Origin of the sequence: Ralstonia edaphi (assembly GCF_958350185.1) — a bacterium.
Taxonomy (GTDB): domain Bacteria; phylum Pseudomonadota; class Gammaproteobacteria; order Burkholderiales; family Burkholderiaceae; genus Ralstonia; species Ralstonia edaphi.
In genome coordinates, this window is sequence record NZ_CATWHI010000002.1 from 1,085,355 (window position 1) to 1,101,661 (window position 16,307).

Here is a 16,307-nt window from a genome sequence, read left to right on the forward strand (position 1 = left end):
GCGCTCCGTACACTCGGTCCGATCAAAAAACCACAACCACACCGGAGACAACGGACGTGCCGCGCGGCCTGCAAGTAGTGCCGCGCTGCCAGTCGACGCGCGCGCTTCGACAACCACGTCCGTAACACACGCACCCATGTCGGAATCGAAACCCAAGCTGCGCTCGGCCGAATGGTTCGGCACCGCCGATAAGAACGGCTTCATGTACCGAAGCTGGATGAAGAACCAGGGCATCCCCGACCACGAATTCGACGGACGCCCGATCATCGGCATCTGCAATACCTGGTCGGAACTGACGCCGTGCAACGCGCATTTCCGCAAGCTGGCCGAACACGTCAAGCGCGGCATTTACGAGGCGGGCGGGTTTCCGGTGGAGTTTCCGGTGTTCTCCAACGGCGAATCGAACCTGCGCCCGACCGCCATGCTCACGCGCAACCTCGCCGCCATGGATGTGGAAGAGGCGATTCGCGGCAACCCGATCGACGCGGTGGTGCTGCTCACCGGCTGCGACAAGACCACGCCCGCCCTGCTGATGGGCGCGGCAAGCTGCGACGTGCCGGCCATCGTCGTGACGGGCGGGCCGATGCTCAATGGCAAGCTCGACGGCAAGAACATCGGCTCGGGCACCGCGGTGTGGCAGCTGCACGAATCGCTCAAGGCCGGCGAGATCGACCTGCATCACTTCCTGTCCGCCGAGGCGGGGATGTCGCGCTCGGCCGGCACGTGCAACACGATGGGCACGGCGTCCACCATGGCCTGCATGGCCGAAGCGCTCGGCACATCGCTGCCGCACAACGCCGCCATTCCGGCAGTGGACGCGCGGCGCTACGTGCTTGCGCATATGTCCGGCATCCGCATCGTCGAGATGGCGCTGCAAGGGCTGACGCTATCCAAGATCCTCACGCGCGCTGCATTCGAGAACGCCATCCGCGTCAACGCGGCGATTGGCGGCTCCACCAACGCGGTGATCCACCTCAAGGCGATTGCCGGGCGCATCGGCGTGCCGCTTGAGCTGGAAGACTGGTCGCGCATCGGCCGGGACACACCGACCATCGTCGACCTGATGCCCTCGGGGCGCTTCCTGATGGAAGAGTTCTATTACGCCGGCGGCCTGCCTGCCGTGCTGCGCCGCCTTGGCGAGGCCAAGCTTCTGCCGCACCCCGATGCGTTGACGGTCAACGGCAAGACGCTGTGGGAGAACGTCAAAACCGCGCCCATCACCGACGACGAAGTCATCCGGCCGCTCACCAATCCGCTGATCGACGATGGTGGCATTCGCGTGCTGCGCGGCAATCTCGCGCCGCGCGGTGCGGTGCTCAAGCCGTCGGCGGCCAGTCCGGAATTGCTCAGGCATCGCGGCCGCGCGGTCGTGTTCGAAAACCTCGAACACTACAAGGAACGCATCGTCGACGAGACCTTGGACGTGGACGCCAGCTCCGTGCTGGTGATGAAGAACTGCGGGCCGAAGGGCTATCCGGGCATGGCCGAGGTGGGCAACATGGGCCTGCCCCCCAAGCTGCTGCGCCAGGGCGTGAAGGACATGGTCCGCGTTTCCGACGCGCGCATGAGCGGCACCGCCTACGGAACGGTCGTGCTGCACGTCGCGCCCGAGGCTGCCGCTGGCGGGCCGCTGGCCGCGGTGCAGGACGGCGACTGGATCGAACTCGACTGCGAGGCCGGCACGCTGCACCTTGATATCGACGACGCCGAACTGGCGCGCCGCATGGCGGCCTATCAGGCACCTCGCTCCCATGGTGAAGACGGCGGCTACCAGCGCCTGTACGTCAATCACGTGCTGCAAGCCGACGAGGGCTGCGACCTCGATTTCCTGGTCGGCTGCCGTGGCGCCGCCGTGCCGCGCCACTCGCACTGAGCCGAGGAAAGACCGATGGACATCTCCCAAACCGCAGGCGCCGCTCCGACTTCGGCCGATGCATCGGAGGAGCAGCGCATCATCCGCATGCTCGCGCGCAAGCTGATGCCGTTCCTCGCGCTGATCTACGTGGTGGCGTATATCGATCGCTCCGTGGTCGGGTTCGCCAAGCTGCATATGAACGCCGCAGTGGGCATCGGTGACGCTGCCTACGGTCTGGGGGCGGGCCTGTTCTTCATCGGCTATTTCCTATGCGAGGTGCCGAGCAACCTGGCACTCGAACGCTTTGGCGCACGCCGCTGGTTTGCGCGCATTCTGTTCACGTGGGGCGTCATCACCATGGCCATGGCGCTGGTCAGCGGCCCGGTCAGCTTCTATGTGCTGCGCTTCCTCCTCGGTGCGGCCGAGGCCGGCCTGTACCCCGGCATTCTGTATTTCCTGACCAAGTGGTTTCCGATGCGCCACCGTGCGCGCATCGTCGGCTTGCTGGTGCTGGCGCAGCCCGTCGCGCTCATCATCACCGGCCCGTTGGCGGGGTGGCTGCTGTCGGTGCCGGGGCTCTTCGGCATGTCGAGCTGGCAGATGCTGTTCGTGGTCAGCGGCCTGCCGGCCACGCTGCTGTGTGTGCCGACGCTGCGTATCCTGCCGGAATCCCCCGCGCATGCGCGCTGGCTGCCCGCTGCAGACCGCGCGTGGATCGAACGTGAGCTGGCCGCAGACCAGGCCGCCTATGCGCTGAAATCGCACGGTAGCCCGCTCAAGGCGCTCAAGGATGTGCGGGTGCTGATGCTGGCGCTGCTGTTTCTACCGTTTCCGCTGAGCATCTACGGCCTCTCGCTGTGGCTGCCGACGATCATCAAGCAGTTTGGCGTGAGCGATGCCGCCACCGGTTTGCTGTCGGCTGTGCCCTATCTGTTTGCCGTGCTGGGCTTGTACCTGGTGCCGCGCCATTCGGACCGCACGGGCGAGCGCTACTGGCACATCGCCATTCTGTCGGCGCTGGCCGCGCTCGGCATGGCGGCCAGCGCATGGGTTCAAACGCCCGCGCTGCAACTGGCGTGCCTCTGCCTGTTCGCGTTTTCCGCCTATGCAATCCAGGCCGTGCTGTGGACGCTGCCGGGACACTTCCTGACCGGCACGAGCGCCGCCGTGGGCATCGCAACCATCAACTCGCTGTCCAACCTGGGCGGTTACCTCGGCCCCTATGGCATGGGCATCCTCAAGAACGCCACAGGCAGCCTGTCTGCCGGTCTGTACTTCCTTGCCGCCGCGCTGGCATTTGCCGTGGTGATGACGTTCATCGTTCGCGCCGTGCTGGGCGCACGCCAGCACCTCTCCTGACACCCGTTCCCGACTTCACGATTTCATGACCCGCAACAGCAAGCCGCGCTACCAAGGCATCTTTCCGGTGGTGCCCACCACGTTCACGGAAACCGGCGAACTCGACCTTGCCAGCCAGAAGCGCGCCATCGATTTCATGATCGACGCCGGCTCCGATGGCCTGTGCATCCTCGCCAATTTCTCCGAGCAGTTCTCGCTGTCGGACGACGAACGCGAAGCCCTCACCCGCACCGCGCTGGAACACGTAGCGGGCCGCGTACCGGTGATCGTCACCACGTCGCACTACAGCACGCAGGTCTGTGCGCAACGCAGCCGTCGCGCGCAGGACATGGGCGCCGCCATGCTGATGGTGATGCCGCCCTACCACGGCGCCACCTTCCGCGTGCCCGAAACGCAGATCTACGAATTCTTTGCGCGCGTGTCGGATGCCGTCGGCATTCCGATCATGATTCAGGATGCGCCGGCCAGCGGCACTGTGCTGTCTGCGGCATTCCTCGCGCGCGTGGCCCGCGAGATCGAGCAGGTCGCCTACTTCAAGATCGAAACGCCCGGGGCGGCGGCCAAGCTGCGCGAGCTGATCCGCCTCGGCGGCGACGCCATCGAAGGCCCCTGGGACGGCGAAGAGGCCATCACGCTGCTGGCCGATCTCGATGCCGGCGCCACGGGCAGCATGACCGGCGGCGCGTATCCCGACGGCATCCGGCCGATCATCGAGGCGCACGCCCAAGGGCAGCACGATCTCGCCTTCGATCTGTATCAACGCTGGCTGCCGCTCATCAATCACGAGAACCGGCAGGCCGGCATCCTGGCCGCAAAGGCGCTGATGAAGGAAGGCGGCGTGATTGCCTGCGAGGCATCGCGCCATCCGCTGCCCGCAATGCACCCGGACACGCGCCGGGGCCTGATCGACATTGCCCGGCGGCTTGACCCGCTGGTCTTGCGCTGGGGGCGATAACCATGCACGGCGACTCCACCCCTGTTTCGATCGGCATCGTCGGCGTCGGCAAGATCGCGCGCGATCAGCATCTGCCTGCGCTTGCTGCGCAGCCGGGCTTCTCGCTCGCGGCCTGCGCGAGCCCGCATTCGCGCGTTGAGGGCCTGCCGCATTACACGACGCTGGAGGCCATGCTGGCAGAGGAGACCGCGCTGCGGGCGGTCTCTCTGTGCACGCCGCCGCAGGTGCGGTTTGCCCAGGCCCGGGCGGCACTCGCCGCCGGCAAGCACGTCATGCTGGAGAAGCCCCCGGGCGCCAGCGTGTCGGAAGTGGCGATCCTCGCTGATCTGGCGCGGCAGAACCGCTGCACGTTGTTCGCCTCCTGGCACTCGCGCCACGCGCCCGGTGTCGAGGCCGCTCGGGACTGGCTTGCAAGCCGGGCGATTGTCTCCGTCAACGTGCAATGGAAAGAAGACGTGCGCCGCTGGCACCCGAACCAGGCATGGATTTGGGAACCCGGCGGCCTGGGCGTGTTCGACCCGGGCATCAACGCGCTGTCGATCCTGACCCGCGTACTGCCGCATGCGTTCTTTCTGACGTCCGCCGACCTGTGGGTGCCCGCCAATCAGCAGACGCCGATTGCCGCCCACCTCGCCTTCACCGATGAACGCGGCACGGCCATCGCGGCGGAATTCGACTGGCGCCATGACGCGGGCGAGCTATGGCAGATCGACGTGACCACGCGCGACGGCACGCTGCGGCTCGCCCAAGGCGGCAAGCAATTGACCATCGACGGCGCTGAGATCGACGTCGGCCCTGAACGCGAATACCCGAGCCTGTACACACGCTTTCTCGAACTGATCGCCAGTGGTGAAAGCGATGTGGATGTCCGCCCGCTTCAGCATGTCGCCGATGCCATGCTGCTCGGTCGGCGCCATCTGATCGATCCGTTCGTGCCGTGATGCACGGCCGACTTACGTAGTGCCATAAGAGCCATTCCAACGAGGAGACAACCATGCAACGCAAACTTCGCCGGCTGACCCTGTCCGCCCTGGCAGCCACCCTTTGCCTGGCGCCGCTGGCCGCCAGCCTGCCCGCCCACGCCGACGAGCCGCTCAAGATCGGCTTCCTGGTCAAGATGCCGGAGCAGGCGTGGTTCATCAACGAGCAGAAAGCCGCCACCGAACTTGGCAAGAAGAACGGTTTTTCGGTGGTGAACATCGGTACGCCCGATGGTGAAAAGGTGCTGGCCGCCATCGACAACCTGGGCGCGCAAGGTGCCAAGGGCTTCGTCATCTGCGCACCGGACGTGCGCCTCGGGCCAGCCATCTCCGCACGCGCCAAGCACTACAACATGAAGTTCGTCACGGTGGACGATCAGCTCGTCGACTCGTCCGGCAAGCCGCTGGCCAACGTGCCGCACTTGGGCATGTCGGCCTTCAAGATCGGCAACCAGGTCGGCCAGGCCATCTCCGACGAGATGAAGCGCCGCGGCTGGAAGCCCGAGGAAGTGGGGGCGCTGCGCATCACCAACTACGAACTGCCGACCGCCAAGCTGCGCACCGACGGCGCCACGCAGACGCTGCTGGCCGGCGGCTTCAAGAAAGAGAACATCTTCGACGCGCCGCAAAAGACGACCGACGACGCTGGCGGCTTCAATGCGGCATCGCCGGTGCTGGCGCAGCATGCCAACATCAAGAAGTGGGTGATCTTCGCGCTCAATGAAGAGAGCGTGCTGGGCGGCGTGCGTGCCACCGAGCAACTGCACATTCCGGCAGCCGATGTGATCGGCGTCGGCATCAACGGTGCCGGCGAGGCGTTTGCCGAATTCCAGAAGAAGGAGCAGACAGGCTTCTTCGGCACGATTGCCGTCAGCTCGACCAACCACGGCAAGGACAGCGCTGCAAACCTCGTCGACTGGATCAAAACCGGCAAGCAACCGCCGGCCGATACGCAGACCACCGGCAAGCTGATGGTGCGCAGCAATTGGCAAGAAGTGCGCAAGGAACTGGGCATTTGAGAACCGGCTCACGATCCCACTGCGCGGCTCGCAGTTGACCTTGCGATGCTCGCCGTACCCATGTACGACTGCGCTTCTCAGGCCAGCCTCGGGCCGCTCGCTACGGATCGTGAACCGGTTCAGCGCCAAGGCCAGCGAAAAAAAGGCAATCGATGACAGTCCAATCACTTGAAGAGAGCGGCCCGCCGAACGCTTCCGCTGGCGCGTATCTGAAGCTCGACGGCATCACCGTGCGCTTTCCTGGCGTGCTCGCGCTCGACCACGTCTCGCTCGACATCCGCCGCGGCGAGGTGCACGGCCTGATGGGCGAAAACGGCGCGGGCAAGTCGACGCTGCTCAAGGTGCTGTCGGGCGTCAACCAGCCGGAGAACGGCACGCTGTCGCTCGACGGCGTGCCGCAGCAGTTCACGAACACGCGTGCAGCCATTGCGGCGGGCATCGCGATCATCTATCAGGAACTGCACCTCGTACCTGAACTGACGGTGGCGGAAAACCTGATGCTCGGTGCGCTGCCCAACCGCTTTGGCGTGCTCGACGAGAAGACGCTGATCGCCCGCGCGCTGCGCGAGCTCGAACGGCTGGGCGAGAAGCTCGATCCGGCGCAGCCCGTCAAGCATCTGTCGATCGGCCAGCGCCAGATGATCGAGATCGGCAAGGCGCTGATGCGCGACGCACGCGTGATCGCCTTTGACGAACCCACGAGTTCGCTCTCCTCGCGCGAGACGACGCAGTTGTTCCGCATCATTCGCGCGCTCAAGGCCGAGGGCCGCGCAGTCATCTACGTCACGCATCGCATGGAAGAGGTGTACGAACTGTGCGATCGCGTGACCGTGTTCCGCGACGGCCGGCACATCGACACGTTCAACGCCGGCGCGAACCTCGATCGCGAACGGCTCATCCGCTGCATGGTCGGCCGCTCGATCCAGGACGTGTACGGCTACAAGCCGCGCCCGCTCGGCGGCGTGAAGGTCGACGTGCGCGGACTGATGGGGCCCGGCTTGAGCGAACCCGCATCGTTCCGGGCGCATGCAGGCGAAATCGTCGGCTTCTTCGGGCTGGTGGGCGCAGGGCGCTCCGAGCTGATGAAGCTGCTCTACGGCGCGGTCAAACCCACAGCAGGCGAGATTCGCCTGAACGGCAAGCGCGTCCAGTTCAACTCGCCGCGCGATGCGGTCCGCGCGGGTGTCGCGCTCTGCCCGGAAGACCGCAAGCAGGAAGGCATCGTCGCCATCGCTTCGGTCTCGGACAACCTGAACATCAGTTGCCGGCGCCACTTCAGCCGCTTCAGCGTGCTCAACAACCGGCAGGAAGCGCGGACCACCCAGTCGTTCATCGACAAGCTCGCCATCAAGACGCGCAACGGCGAAACGCCCATCGGCAAGCTGTCGGGCGGCAATCAGCAGAAGGTGATTCTCTCGCGCTGGCTGGCCGAGGACATCGACGTCTTCCTGATGGACGAGCCCACGCGCGGCATCGACGTCGGCGCCCGCAGCGAAATCTACAGCCTGCTCTACGGCCTTGCCGAAGCGGGGCGCACCGTCATCGTCGTGTCGAGCGATCTGGCCGAAGTCATCGGCGTGGCCGACCGCGTGCTCGTGATGAAGCAAGGCCGCATCGTCGGCGATCTGCCCAGAGAGCACGCCTCGCCCGACACCCTCATCAAACTCGCGCTGCCACGCTAGCGCGAATCACGCCTCATGGAAACCGACCCTATGCAAACGCCATCCACCGAATCCGTGCCGGGCGGCCCGCCGTTAGCCGCCTCCGGCATTCCAAGCCGCGCCGCCCTCACGTGGGAGCTGGTCAACCGATCGGGCATCGTCGTGGTGTTCCTCCTGCTATTCACCGCGCTGGCGTTCACGGTGCCGGGCTTCGTCAGCAGTCGCAACATCCAGGGCCTGCTGCTCTCCGTCACCCTGATCGGCTCCATTTCCGTCACGATGATGTTCGTCCTCGCACTCGGCGAGGTGGACTTGTCCGTCGCCTCCATCGTCGCCTTCGCGGGCGTGGTGGCATCGACGCTCATCACCGCAACGCACAGCGTGGCGCTTGGTGTCGGAGCCGGCGTGCTGGCGGGCGGCCTGGTCGGGCTCGTCAACGGCGTGCTGGTGGCGCGCTACCAGATCAACTCGCTGATCGTCACGCTGGCCATGATGGAAGTCGTGCGCGGCCTCGCCTTCATCACCTCCAACGGCGACGCGGTGATGATTTCCGAAGAGAGCTTCTTCGACCTGGGCGGCGGATCCTTCCTCGGCATTTCCTACCCCATCTGGAGCAACATCGTTGGTTTCGCCTTGTTCGGCTTCCTGCTCAAGAAGACGGTGTTCGGCAAGAACGTCCTTGCCGTCGGCGGCAACGAAGAAGCCGCGCTGCTTGCTGGCCTGCCTGTCACACGCATCAAAATCGCCGTGTTCGTCCTGCAAGGGCTGGTAACCGGCTTTGCCGGGGTGATGCTGGCCTCGCGCATGAGTCTGGGCGATCCGAAAACGTCCGTCGGGCTTGAGCTGGGCGTGATCTCGGCCTGCGTGCTGGGCGGGGTGTCGCTCACGGGCGGGGTGGCGACCGTGTCGGGTGTGCTGGTCGGCGTTCTGATCATGGGGTCGGTGCAGAACGCAATGAGCCTGATGAACGTGCCGACGTTCTATCAGTACCTGATCCGCGGCGGCATTCTGTTGCTGGCGGTGTGGTTTGACCGGATTCGCCGCAACAAGCGGGCAAGCTGACACGCCACTCGGCTTTTACACGGCAACAAAAAAGCCCGCATGTGCGGGCTTTTCCATTCCAATGCCGAAGATCGATGATCGGCGCCGGAGCACCTTCAAGCGAACGAATAGAACACGCGGAACTGAACCTTGCGCTCGGCCCAGAATTCGGCCGCGTCGCGGAAGACGTCCAACAACACTTCACGCGCTTCCTTATCGAACTTGGGCTGGCACGGCAGACCCTCGAGCACGATCACAAAACCCGGTTGCGGGCCGGCCTTGTAGATCATGTCGGTCAGGCAGTCGGCCAGGGCATCGAAGTTCTTGCCGAAATGCTTCGGGAACAGAAACTCGCGCGCAATCACGTCGAGCACTTCACTCTTGGTCGTCGCCGCCGCGCAGTTGGCGTACAGGAAATGCTGGCCAAGGCTGGCCGCCGACTCGGCCAGATCCGCCACGCGGAACGCGCGGATCGACTGCACGATATTCGGACGCACCGTCTTGAACAGGTTCATGGCGTCTTCGCGACCTCCATCGTCGTCCGTCTGAGTGTTGTCCTGCGTCATGATGTTCTGCGGTGCGCTTTGAGGCAACTTGGCCGCCCCCCCGACGCGTGCGCCCAGGGCTTGCATCCCGACCACACCGTCGTACAGATTTTGCGCCTTGTGCCACGCCTCGCGGGCCACGCGCTCATCGCGTGCGGTGAGCGAGTCGTCCAGCCCAAACATGTTGGTCGTCATCGCTGTATCCGTTGAAAACTGTTGTAGTGATCTTCCGTGTAGTAGCAGTCGTTGGCCGCTTGCTGATCGCCGCCGCAGATGATGCGTCGGGCGCCGCGGTTGCGAGCCCCTCGCGTCTTCACGGTGTACTCGTGGTAATAGCCGCGCCGCTGCGCCGGCAAACGCCGTTCATAGTTGCCGAACGTGGTGCCATCTTTTGCATAGGGGAACGGACCACCCTGCTCGATCAGTGCCAGCGTGCGCTGCGCCTCATTGGGCAGGTCTGCCGGGCGAATGGTTCCCACGGCGGCAGCCATGCCGGCGGTGTCCCGAGCGGCCGCATTGGTCGGCAAGCCGGCCACCGACAATGCAAGCGTCGCCGCCAGCGCGCCATGCGCCATCGCCTGGGATACGGAGCGGCCGATCCACGCTCCAAGTCGCTTTGTCATCAGCAGGCCTAACGGGAGAATCGCGCCAGCCGGAGCACGGCGCAGGTCACAAGCGCAGGTGGCCGCCCAATAGTGATCCGGACAGCCGATTTGCAGCTGAAAGCGAAGCGGCTCAATGCGTGAGAGGCCTGGCAGGGAATGACAAGTCGGGCGACTGCCGAAGACTTGGGGAATCCTTCCGCCTGCAAAAACCTACCCATTGCGCGCACCAAATAAGGCAAACCGGCTAGACGTGTGTACGGAAAACCGCTTTTTTGAACCCGTCTGGCCCTGTTCGGACCTCATGTGCTCAGAAGCACCCCTTCAGCCCGTAAGGGTACGCTCATCGATGACAACAATCAACCGACGGTAAAAGTCTGAAGGGTTTTTCCACATCAATATTGAGTTTGTTTGAATGTAAGCGCACGCACACTTACAGAGCAAAAAAAGGGAGCGCAGCATCGTGCGCTCCCTTTTCTGGTGCAGGGCGATCAGCGTTGCGCCTGTGCAGCAGCATCCACCACGGTCAGAGCCGTCATGTTAAGGATGCGTCGCACGGTAGCCGACGGCGTGAGGATATGCACCGGCTTCTTCGCGCCCAGCAGGATCGGGCCGATGGCGATGTTGTTGCCAGCCGCCGTCTTCAGCAGGTTGTAGGCGATGTTGGCAGCGTCGATGTTGGGCATGACCAACAGGTTCGCTTCGCCCTTCAGGGTCGAATCCGGCACCAGCGAGTCGCGGAGCTTTTCGTCGAGCGCCGCATCGCCGTGCATCTCGCCATCCACCTCCAGGGTCGGCGCACGTTCGCGCAGAATGGCCAAAGTTTCGCGCATCTTGACGGCGGAAGGCGCTTCCGAGGAGCCGAAGTTGGAGTGCGACATCAGCGCAACTTTCGGCTTGATGCCAAAGCGGCACAGTTCCTCGGCAGCCATGATGGTGATCTCGGCGAGCTGCTCCGCGGTCGGATCGACGTTGACGTGTGTGTCCGTGAGGAAGATCTGGCGCCCTGGCAGAACCAGGCCGTTCATGGCGGCGTACACGCAGTTCGTGCCGCCAATGACCTGGTCGATATAGCGCAGGTGGGCGGCGGTGTTGCTGACCGTACCGCAAATCATGCCGTCGGCTTCGCCCTTGTGGATCATGACAGCGCCGATCAGCGTCGAACGGCGGCGCAATTCGAGCTTCGCGTATTGCGGCGTCACGCCCTTGCGCGCCATCAGCTTGTAGTACGTCTCCCAGTAGTCGCGGAAGCGCTGGTCGTGTTCGGGGTTGACCACGGTGAAATCCACACCCTCGCGCAGGCGCAGGCCGAAACGCTCGATGCGATGGGCGATCACGCTCGGGCGGCCGATCAGGATCGGGCTGGCGAGCTTTTCGTCCACGACGATCTGCACCGCGCGCAGGACGCGCTCTTCTTCGCCTTCGGCAAAGACGATGCGCTTGTTCTCCATCGGAACCTTGCGGGCGGCCGAGAAGATCGGCTTCATCAGCGTGCCGGAGTGGTAGACGAACTGCTGCAGATGCTGGCGGTAGGCGTCCATGTCTTCGATCGGACGCTGCGCCACGCCCGAAAGCATGGCTGCCTGCGCCACGGCCGGCGCGATCTTGACGATCAGGCGCGGGTCGAAGGGCTTCGGGATCAGGTATTCGGGGCCGAACGACAGATCCTGGATGCCGTAGGCGGAAGCCACGATGTCGCTTTGCTCCTGGCGCGCCAGTTCAGCCACAGCGTGCACGGCGGCAACTTCCATCTCACGCGTGATGGTGGTCGCGCCCACGTCCAGCGCCCCGCGGAAGATGAACGGGAAGCACAGGACGTTGTTGACCTGGTTGGGGTAGTCCGTGCGGCCGGTGCCCATGATGACGTCGGGGCGCACTTCCTTGGCGAGCTCCGGCAGGATTTCCGGGTTCGGGTTGGCCAGCGCGAAGATGATCGGCTTGTCGGCCATCCGCTTGACCATGTCCTGCTTGAGCACCCCGGCGGCGGACAGCCCCAGGAAAATGTCGGCGCCGTCGATGACTTCGGCCAGCGTACGCAGATCGGTCTTCTGTGCGAAGTGCGCCTTGTCCGGGTCCATCAGTTCGGTACGGCCTTCGTAGACCACGCCCGCCAGGTCCGTCACCCAGATGTTTTCGCGCGGCAGGCCCAGATCGACCAGCAGGTCGAGGCAGGCCAGCGCCGCAGCGCCCGCGCCCGAAGCCACCAGCTTGACCTTCTTGATGTCCTTGCCGACGACCTTCAGTGCATTCGTGATACCTGCGCCCACGACGATGGCGGTGCCGTGCTGGTCATCGTGGAAGACGGGAATCTTCATGCGCTTGCGCAGTTCGCGCTCGACGAAGAAGCATTCCGGCGCCTTGATGTCTTCCAGGTTGATGCCGCCGAAGGTCGGCTCCAGCGAGGCGATGATATCGACCAGCTTCTGGGGGTCTTTTTCGTTGATCTCGATGTCAAACACATCGATACCGGCAAATTTCTTGAAGAGGCCTGCCTTGCCTTCCATGACCGGCTTCGAGGCTTCCGGGCCGATGTCGCCCAGGCCGAGCACCGCCGTGCCGTTGGTCACCACGCCGACAAGGTTGCCGCGTGCGGTGTAGCGGAACGAGTTCGCAACGTCTTCGACGATCTCTTCGCAGGCGGCGGCAACGCCGGGCGAATATGCCAGGGCCAAGTCGCGCTGATTCGACAGCGGCTTGGTCGGCGTGACGGAAATCTTGCCCGGGGTCGGAAACTCGTGGTACTCCAGCGCGGCCTTGCGCAAGGCGGCGCGCTGCTGCGCCTTGAGTTCTTCATCCGTGCGGGCGGGCTGCTGAGGCTGGGAATCCACCGTGGTCATGGGTCTCTCGTATCGGGTGGCCAGCGCGCACGCCGGCCGTCGCATCTAGCGGGCCACCGGGATACCCTCACGAGCGCCACGGGAATACGGTCCGCCTCCTTGGGCCCGTCATTTTATATAGTGAAAAGCGATCTCACAACGGGATTTTGGGTGGGAGTGCCATGCGCATTCGCTACAATATTCCACCGTCCTGTCACGGCACCATCGGGCTTGCCCCATATTCTTCCATCGCCGCTGCCGTGTCTAAACCCGTCCACCCCTCCAACTTCGGCGATCCGGCGGACAATCTGTCCGAATTTGGTCTGATCCGCCGTTATTTCACGCGGCCGACCTCGAAAGCGACGTTGGGCGTGGGCGACGACTGCGCCCTGCTTGCGCCGCGCCCGGGGCACGAATTGGCGATCTCCACCGACATGCTGGTCGCCGGCCGTCACTTCTTTCCACATGCGGAGCCGCGCGCACTTGGCCATAAGGCGCTCGCTGTCAACCTCTCTGACCTGGCAGCGATGGGCGCCGAGCCCCGCGCCTTTACGCTCGCCGTGGCATTGCCCCAGGCCGATGCGGCGTGGCTCAAACCGTTTTCCGAAGGCTTGCTCGCCTTGGCCGATGCGTTTCGCTGCGAACTGATCGGCGGCGACACTACACGGGGGCCGCTCACCCTCAGCCTGACCGTCTTCGGCGACGTTCCCGCCGCTACGGCACTACGTCGCGACGCCGCCGGCCCCGGCGATGACATCTGGGTTTCGGGTACCGTCGGCGACGCGCGACTGGCACTGGGCGCATTGCGTAACGAGTGGCCGCTCACGCCGGAAGCCCTCGCACAGGTGCAGCCGCGCATGGACATGCCCACGCCGCGTGTCGCACTCGGCCTGGCGTTGCGCGGTATCGCCCGGGCGGCGCTCGATGTATCTGACGGCTTGTTGGGCGATCTTGGCCACATCCTCGCGCAATCGCGCGTCGGAGCGACGATCGCGGTGGACGATGTCCCGCGCTCGGCGACCCTCGCCGCGCAGTCGCAGGCGCTTCAGCTGCAGTGCACGCTGGCCGGCGGCGACGACTACGAACTTTGCTTCACTGCGCCTGCCGATGCGCGCGACGCTGTGATCGCCGCCGGCAAGCGTGCGGGTGTGGCCGTGACGCGCATCGGCCGCATCGACGGCGAAACCGGCTTGCGACTCATCGATGCCAAAGGCGCGCCGATTATCTTCACGCACGGCAGCTTCGACCATTTTTCTTCCGCCTCATGATGTCTTCCGCTCCCTTCCCGCCATCCAATCCGCCGGGCCAGCCTGACACTGTCGTGCTCGAAGCGGGCCAGACCGTACAGGTACGCCGCCCCACGGCGCGCTTCATGTTCGGTCATCCGGCGCGGATCCTCGCGCTTGGCTTCGGCTCGGGCCTCTCTCCCATCCTGCCGGGCACGGTCGGCACCCTGTACGCGTGGCTGATCTACGTTGTGTTTGCTCGGTGGATCTCGGGGCCGACTTGGCTGCTGATCGCGGCGGTCGGCTTCGTGATCGGCATCTGGGCATGCACCCGCACCGCGCGCGACCTGGGCGTGGCAGACCACGGCGCCATGGTGTGGGACGAAATGGTGGCGTTTTGGATCGTGCTGGCCTTCGTCACGCCAACCACGCTGGGCGGGCAATTCGCCGCGTTCCTGTGGTTCCGCTTCTTCGACATGGTCAAGCCAGCGCCCATTCGCTACTACGACCGCTCGCTCAAAGGCTTTGGCGTGCGCGGCGGCTACGGCGTGATGGTCGACGACATTCTGGCGGCGTTCTACACGCTGCTCGTGTTCGCGCTGTGGCGCTCGTTTTGACGTTTGACGACCGAAGCTTCAAAGGTACCGCAATGGCTGAATCCCGCGCGCTGGCCCAACTGGCCGAACTCGTTGCTGACACGCTGAACAAGCGCAGCCTGATGATGGCGTCCGCCGAATCGTGCACAGGCGGGTTGGTGTCCGCCGCCATTACCGACGTATCGGGGTCGTCCGCGTGGTTCGAGCGCGGCTTCGTCGTCTATTCCAACGAAGCGAAATCGCAGATGTTGGGCGTGCCGGCGGCGCTGATCCGCGAACATGGCGCCGTGAGCGAACCGGTGGCGCACGCCATGGCCGAGGGCGCGGTGCTCAACAGCCGCGCGCAGGTGGCGGTGGCGATTACTGGCGTCGCGGGCCCGACCGGTGGCACGCCCGACAAGCCCGTCGGCATGGTCTGCTTTGGCTGGAGCAACCGCCTGCAAACCCGCGTGGAAACGCGCCACTTCAAAGGCGACCGCAAGCAGGTCCGCCTGCAGGCTGCCGAGCACGCACTGCGCGGCCTGCTCGACTTCCTCGACTCGGCGGAGTCCTGATCTAGATTTCGCTGGGATGATCCGGCCGGCGACGATCTCCGTGATCGTGTTCCGGCTGGTGCTCGTGGTCGTGCTCGTGGCGACGGTCGCGATCATGATCGCGGCGCGTCGTCTCGTGCTGGTGGGTGTCGTCGCGCTCTTTCTCGAGCTTGCGGTCCGGATCCTTACCCGTCTCTTCCCGATGCGTGCCGGCGGCGGGGCGGTGCGGTTGCGTGGTCATGATGTCCTCACTCTCGCCGCAACCGGACCGACAGCGCCGATCAGTTGCGGAACTGGTTGATCTGGTTGCGCGTGGTCTCGGCCACGCGGCGGGCCGCATCAGCGAAATCACTGTCGGTGCTGGCGTAGAGAATCGCCCGCGACGAGTTGATCATCATGCCCGTGCCGTCAGCCGTGCGGCCGGCGCGCACCGTGGCTTCGATGTCGCCGCCCTGGGCGCCGACGCCCGGAATCAGCAGCGGCATGTCGCCGACAATCTCCCGCACCTTGGCAATCTCTTCCGGGAACGTCGCGCCCACCACCAGGCCCATCTGGCCGCTGGTGTTCCACACGTCGCGCGCACGTTCCGCCACGACCTGGTAGACGGGGCGGCCGTCAGTTTCGAGGAACTGCACATCGCTGCCGCCGGCGTTGGAGGTGCGGCACAGCACGATGACGCCCTTGTCGGCATGCGCCAGATACGGCTGCATCGAGTCGAAACCCATGTACGGGCTGACGGTGATGGCATCAGCCTGGTAGCGCTCGAAGGCTTCCTTGGCGTAGTGCTCGGCGGTCGAGCCGATATCGCCGCGCTTGGCGTCGAGAATGACGGGGATGCCCGGATAGGCTTCGTGGATGTAGTTGATGAGCTGTTCGAGCTGGTCTTCGGCGCGCTGCGAGGCGAAGTAGGCGATCTGCGGCTTGAAGGCGCAGACCAGATCGGCGGTGGCGTCCACAATGGCGCGGCAGAACGAGAAGATTGCTCCGCCCGTGCCGGTCAGCGATGCCGGCAGGCGTGCCGGGTCAGGATCGAGGCCAACGCACAGCAGGGAGTTGTTGCGTTGCCAGGCGGCAGCGAGTTGTTCGGTAAATCGCATGGTGTCGGGAATGTGAAGGCGG

At 64.8% G+C, this 16,307-nt stretch carries 15 protein-coding genes; 10 read left to right on the forward strand and 5 right to left on the reverse strand.

What is annotated here, in order from left to right:
* The first annotated feature begins 136 nt into the window (after nucleotides 1–136).
* The 7 genes from R2669_RS10255 to araH all read left to right on the forward strand — a co-directional run bounded on the left by R2669_RS10255 (nucleotide 137) and on the right by araH (nucleotide 8,891).
* Nucleotides 137–1,873 (forward strand): IlvD/Edd family dehydratase, encoded by a 1,737-nt coding sequence (locus tag R2669_RS10255; RefSeq protein ID WP_316899934.1) that lies wholly within the window; start codon nucleotides 137–139, stop codon nucleotides 1,871–1,873.
* 15 nt (nucleotides 1,874–1,888) lie between these two features.
* Nucleotides 1,889–3,214 carry an MFS transporter gene (locus R2669_RS10260; protein ID WP_316890071.1) on the forward strand — a complete coding sequence of 442 codons (1,326 nt, stop codon included), beginning with the start codon at nucleotides 1,889–1,891 and terminating at the stop codon, nucleotides 3,212–3,214.
* A 25-nt stretch (nucleotides 3,215–3,239) separates the two neighbouring features.
* The gene (locus R2669_RS10265; protein ID WP_316899936.1) at nucleotides 3,240–4,169 is read left to right on the forward strand and encodes a dihydrodipicolinate synthase family protein; all 930 of its coding nucleotides are present in this window, start codon (nucleotides 3,240–3,242) and stop codon (nucleotides 4,167–4,169) included.
* Nucleotides 4,170–4,171: 2 nt separating this feature from the next.
* The gene (locus tag R2669_RS10270) at nucleotides 4,172–5,110 is read left to right on the forward strand and encodes a Gfo/Idh/MocA family protein (protein WP_316899938.1); all 939 of its coding nucleotides are present in this window, start codon (nucleotides 4,172–4,174) and stop codon (nucleotides 5,108–5,110) included.
* 53 nt (nucleotides 5,111–5,163) lie between these two features.
* Nucleotides 5,164–6,168, forward strand: a complete 1,005-nt coding sequence (locus R2669_RS10275) for an arabinose ABC transporter substrate-binding protein (RefSeq protein ID WP_316872761.1) — start codon at nucleotides 5,164–5,166, stop codon at nucleotides 6,166–6,168.
* A gap of 152 nt (nucleotides 6,169–6,320) precedes the next feature.
* Nucleotides 6,321–7,850, forward strand: coding sequence for an L-arabinose ABC transporter ATP-binding protein AraG (gene araG, locus R2669_RS10280; RefSeq protein ID WP_147214564.1), 1,530 nt, complete (start codon nucleotides 6,321–6,323; stop codon nucleotides 7,848–7,850).
* Between the two features lie 30 nt (nucleotides 7,851–7,880).
* Nucleotides 7,881–8,891, forward strand: coding sequence for an L-arabinose ABC transporter permease AraH (araH, locus tag R2669_RS10285; protein WP_147214591.1), 1,011 nt, complete (start codon nucleotides 7,881–7,883; stop codon nucleotides 8,889–8,891).
* Nucleotides 8,892–8,986: 95 nt separating this feature from the next.
* On the opposite strand, the gene R2669_RS10290 is transcribed toward araH, so the two are convergent.
* The 3 genes from R2669_RS10290 to R2669_RS10300 form a co-directional block, all read right to left on the reverse strand.
* The gene (locus R2669_RS10290; RefSeq protein ID WP_009241534.1) at nucleotides 8,987–9,610 is read right to left on the reverse strand and encodes a barstar family protein; all 624 of its coding nucleotides are present in this window, start codon (nucleotides 9,608–9,610) and stop codon (nucleotides 8,987–8,989) included.
* Nucleotides 9,607–10,038, reverse strand: a complete 432-nt coding sequence (locus tag R2669_RS10295) for a ribonuclease (RefSeq protein WP_316899940.1) — start codon at nucleotides 10,036–10,038, stop codon at nucleotides 9,607–9,609. The genes R2669_RS10290 and R2669_RS10295 overlap by 4 nt, the downstream gene beginning before the upstream one ends.
* Before the next feature lie 470 nt (nucleotides 10,039–10,508).
* Complete coding sequence (locus tag R2669_RS10300; protein ID WP_147214566.1) at nucleotides 10,509–12,854, reverse strand: NADP-dependent malic enzyme; 2,346 nt, start codon at nucleotides 12,852–12,854, stop codon at nucleotides 10,509–10,511.
* A gap of 161 nt (nucleotides 12,855–13,015) precedes the next feature.
* Here R2669_RS10300 and thiL point away from each other — a divergent pair, with 161 nt between their 5' ends.
* The 3 genes from thiL to R2669_RS10315 are packed head-to-tail and all read left to right on the forward strand — an operon-like array spanning nucleotide 13,016 to nucleotide 15,209.
* Entirely contained in the window at nucleotides 13,016–14,101 is a 1,086-nt protein-coding gene (gene thiL, locus R2669_RS10305) for a thiamine-phosphate kinase (protein ID WP_316890078.1), read from the forward strand.
* Nucleotides 14,098–14,676: a phosphatidylglycerophosphatase A family protein gene (locus R2669_RS10310; protein ID WP_316890079.1), complete on the forward strand. Its 579-nt coding sequence runs from the start codon at nucleotides 14,098–14,100 to the stop codon at nucleotides 14,674–14,676. The genes thiL and R2669_RS10310 overlap by 4 nt, the downstream gene beginning before the upstream one ends.
* Before the next feature lie 32 nt (nucleotides 14,677–14,708).
* A complete protein-coding gene (locus R2669_RS10315) occupies nucleotides 14,709–15,209 on the forward strand; it encodes a CinA family protein (RefSeq protein WP_065859715.1) in 501 nt (166 codons plus the stop codon).
* A gap of 1 nt (nucleotide 15,210) precedes the next feature.
* Here R2669_RS10315 and R2669_RS10320 read toward each other — a convergent pair whose 3' ends face one another.
* On the reverse strand, nucleotides 15,211–15,429 hold the full coding sequence (locus R2669_RS10320; RefSeq protein WP_147214569.1) for a metal transporter: 219 nt from the start codon (nucleotides 15,427–15,429) through the stop codon (nucleotides 15,211–15,213).
* A 40-nt stretch (nucleotides 15,430–15,469) separates the two neighbouring features.
* Nucleotides 15,470–16,285 (reverse strand): orotidine-5'-phosphate decarboxylase, encoded by an 816-nt coding sequence (gene pyrF, locus R2669_RS10325; RefSeq protein WP_316899992.1) that lies wholly within the window; start codon nucleotides 16,283–16,285, stop codon nucleotides 15,470–15,472.
* Nucleotides 16,286–16,307 lie beyond the last annotated feature (22 nt).

Bases quoted from the DNA above. Each gene is read 5' to 3' on its own strand.
- pyrF (WP_316899992.1), bottom strand. From the start codon at position 16,285: ATGCGATTTACCGAACAACTCGCTGCCGCCTGGCAACGCAACAACTCC.
- R2669_RS10255 (WP_316899934.1), top strand. From the start codon at position 137: ATGTCGGAATCGAAACCCAAGCTGCGCTCGGCCGAATGGTTCGGCACC.
- R2669_RS10300 (WP_147214566.1), bottom strand. From the start codon at position 12,854: ATGACCACGGTGGATTCCCAGCCTCAGCAGCCCGCCCGCACGGATGAA.
- araH (WP_147214591.1), top strand. From the start codon at position 7,881: ATGCAAACGCCATCCACCGAATCCGTGCCGGGCGGCCCGCCGTTAGCC.
- R2669_RS10315 (WP_065859715.1), top strand. From the start codon at position 14,709: ATGGCTGAATCCCGCGCGCTGGCCCAACTGGCCGAACTCGTTGCTGAC.
- R2669_RS10310 (WP_316890079.1), top strand. From the start codon at position 14,098: ATGATGTCTTCCGCTCCCTTCCCGCCATCCAATCCGCCGGGCCAGCCT.
- R2669_RS10290 (WP_009241534.1), bottom strand. From the start codon at position 9,610: ATGACGACCAACATGTTTGGGCTGGACGACTCGCTCACCGCACGCGAT.
- R2669_RS10295 (WP_316899940.1), bottom strand. From the start codon at position 10,038: ATGACAAAGCGACTTGGAGCGTGGATCGGCCGCTCCGTATCCCAGGCG.
- thiL (WP_316890078.1), top strand. From the start codon at position 13,016: ATGCGCATTCGCTACAATATTCCACCGTCCTGTCACGGCACCATCGGG.
- R2669_RS10260 (WP_316890071.1), top strand. From the start codon at position 1,889: ATGGACATCTCCCAAACCGCAGGCGCCGCTCCGACTTCGGCCGATGCA.
- R2669_RS10270 (WP_316899938.1), top strand. From the start codon at position 4,172: ATGCACGGCGACTCCACCCCTGTTTCGATCGGCATCGTCGGCGTCGGC.
- araG (WP_147214564.1), top strand. From the start codon at position 6,321: ATGACAGTCCAATCACTTGAAGAGAGCGGCCCGCCGAACGCTTCCGCT.
- R2669_RS10320 (WP_147214569.1), bottom strand. From the start codon at position 15,429: ATGACCACGCAACCGCACCGCCCCGCCGCCGGCACGCATCGGGAAGAG.
- R2669_RS10265 (WP_316899936.1), top strand. From the start codon at position 3,240: ATGACCCGCAACAGCAAGCCGCGCTACCAAGGCATCTTTCCGGTGGTG.
- R2669_RS10275 (WP_316872761.1), top strand. From the start codon at position 5,164: ATGCAACGCAAACTTCGCCGGCTGACCCTGTCCGCCCTGGCAGCCACC.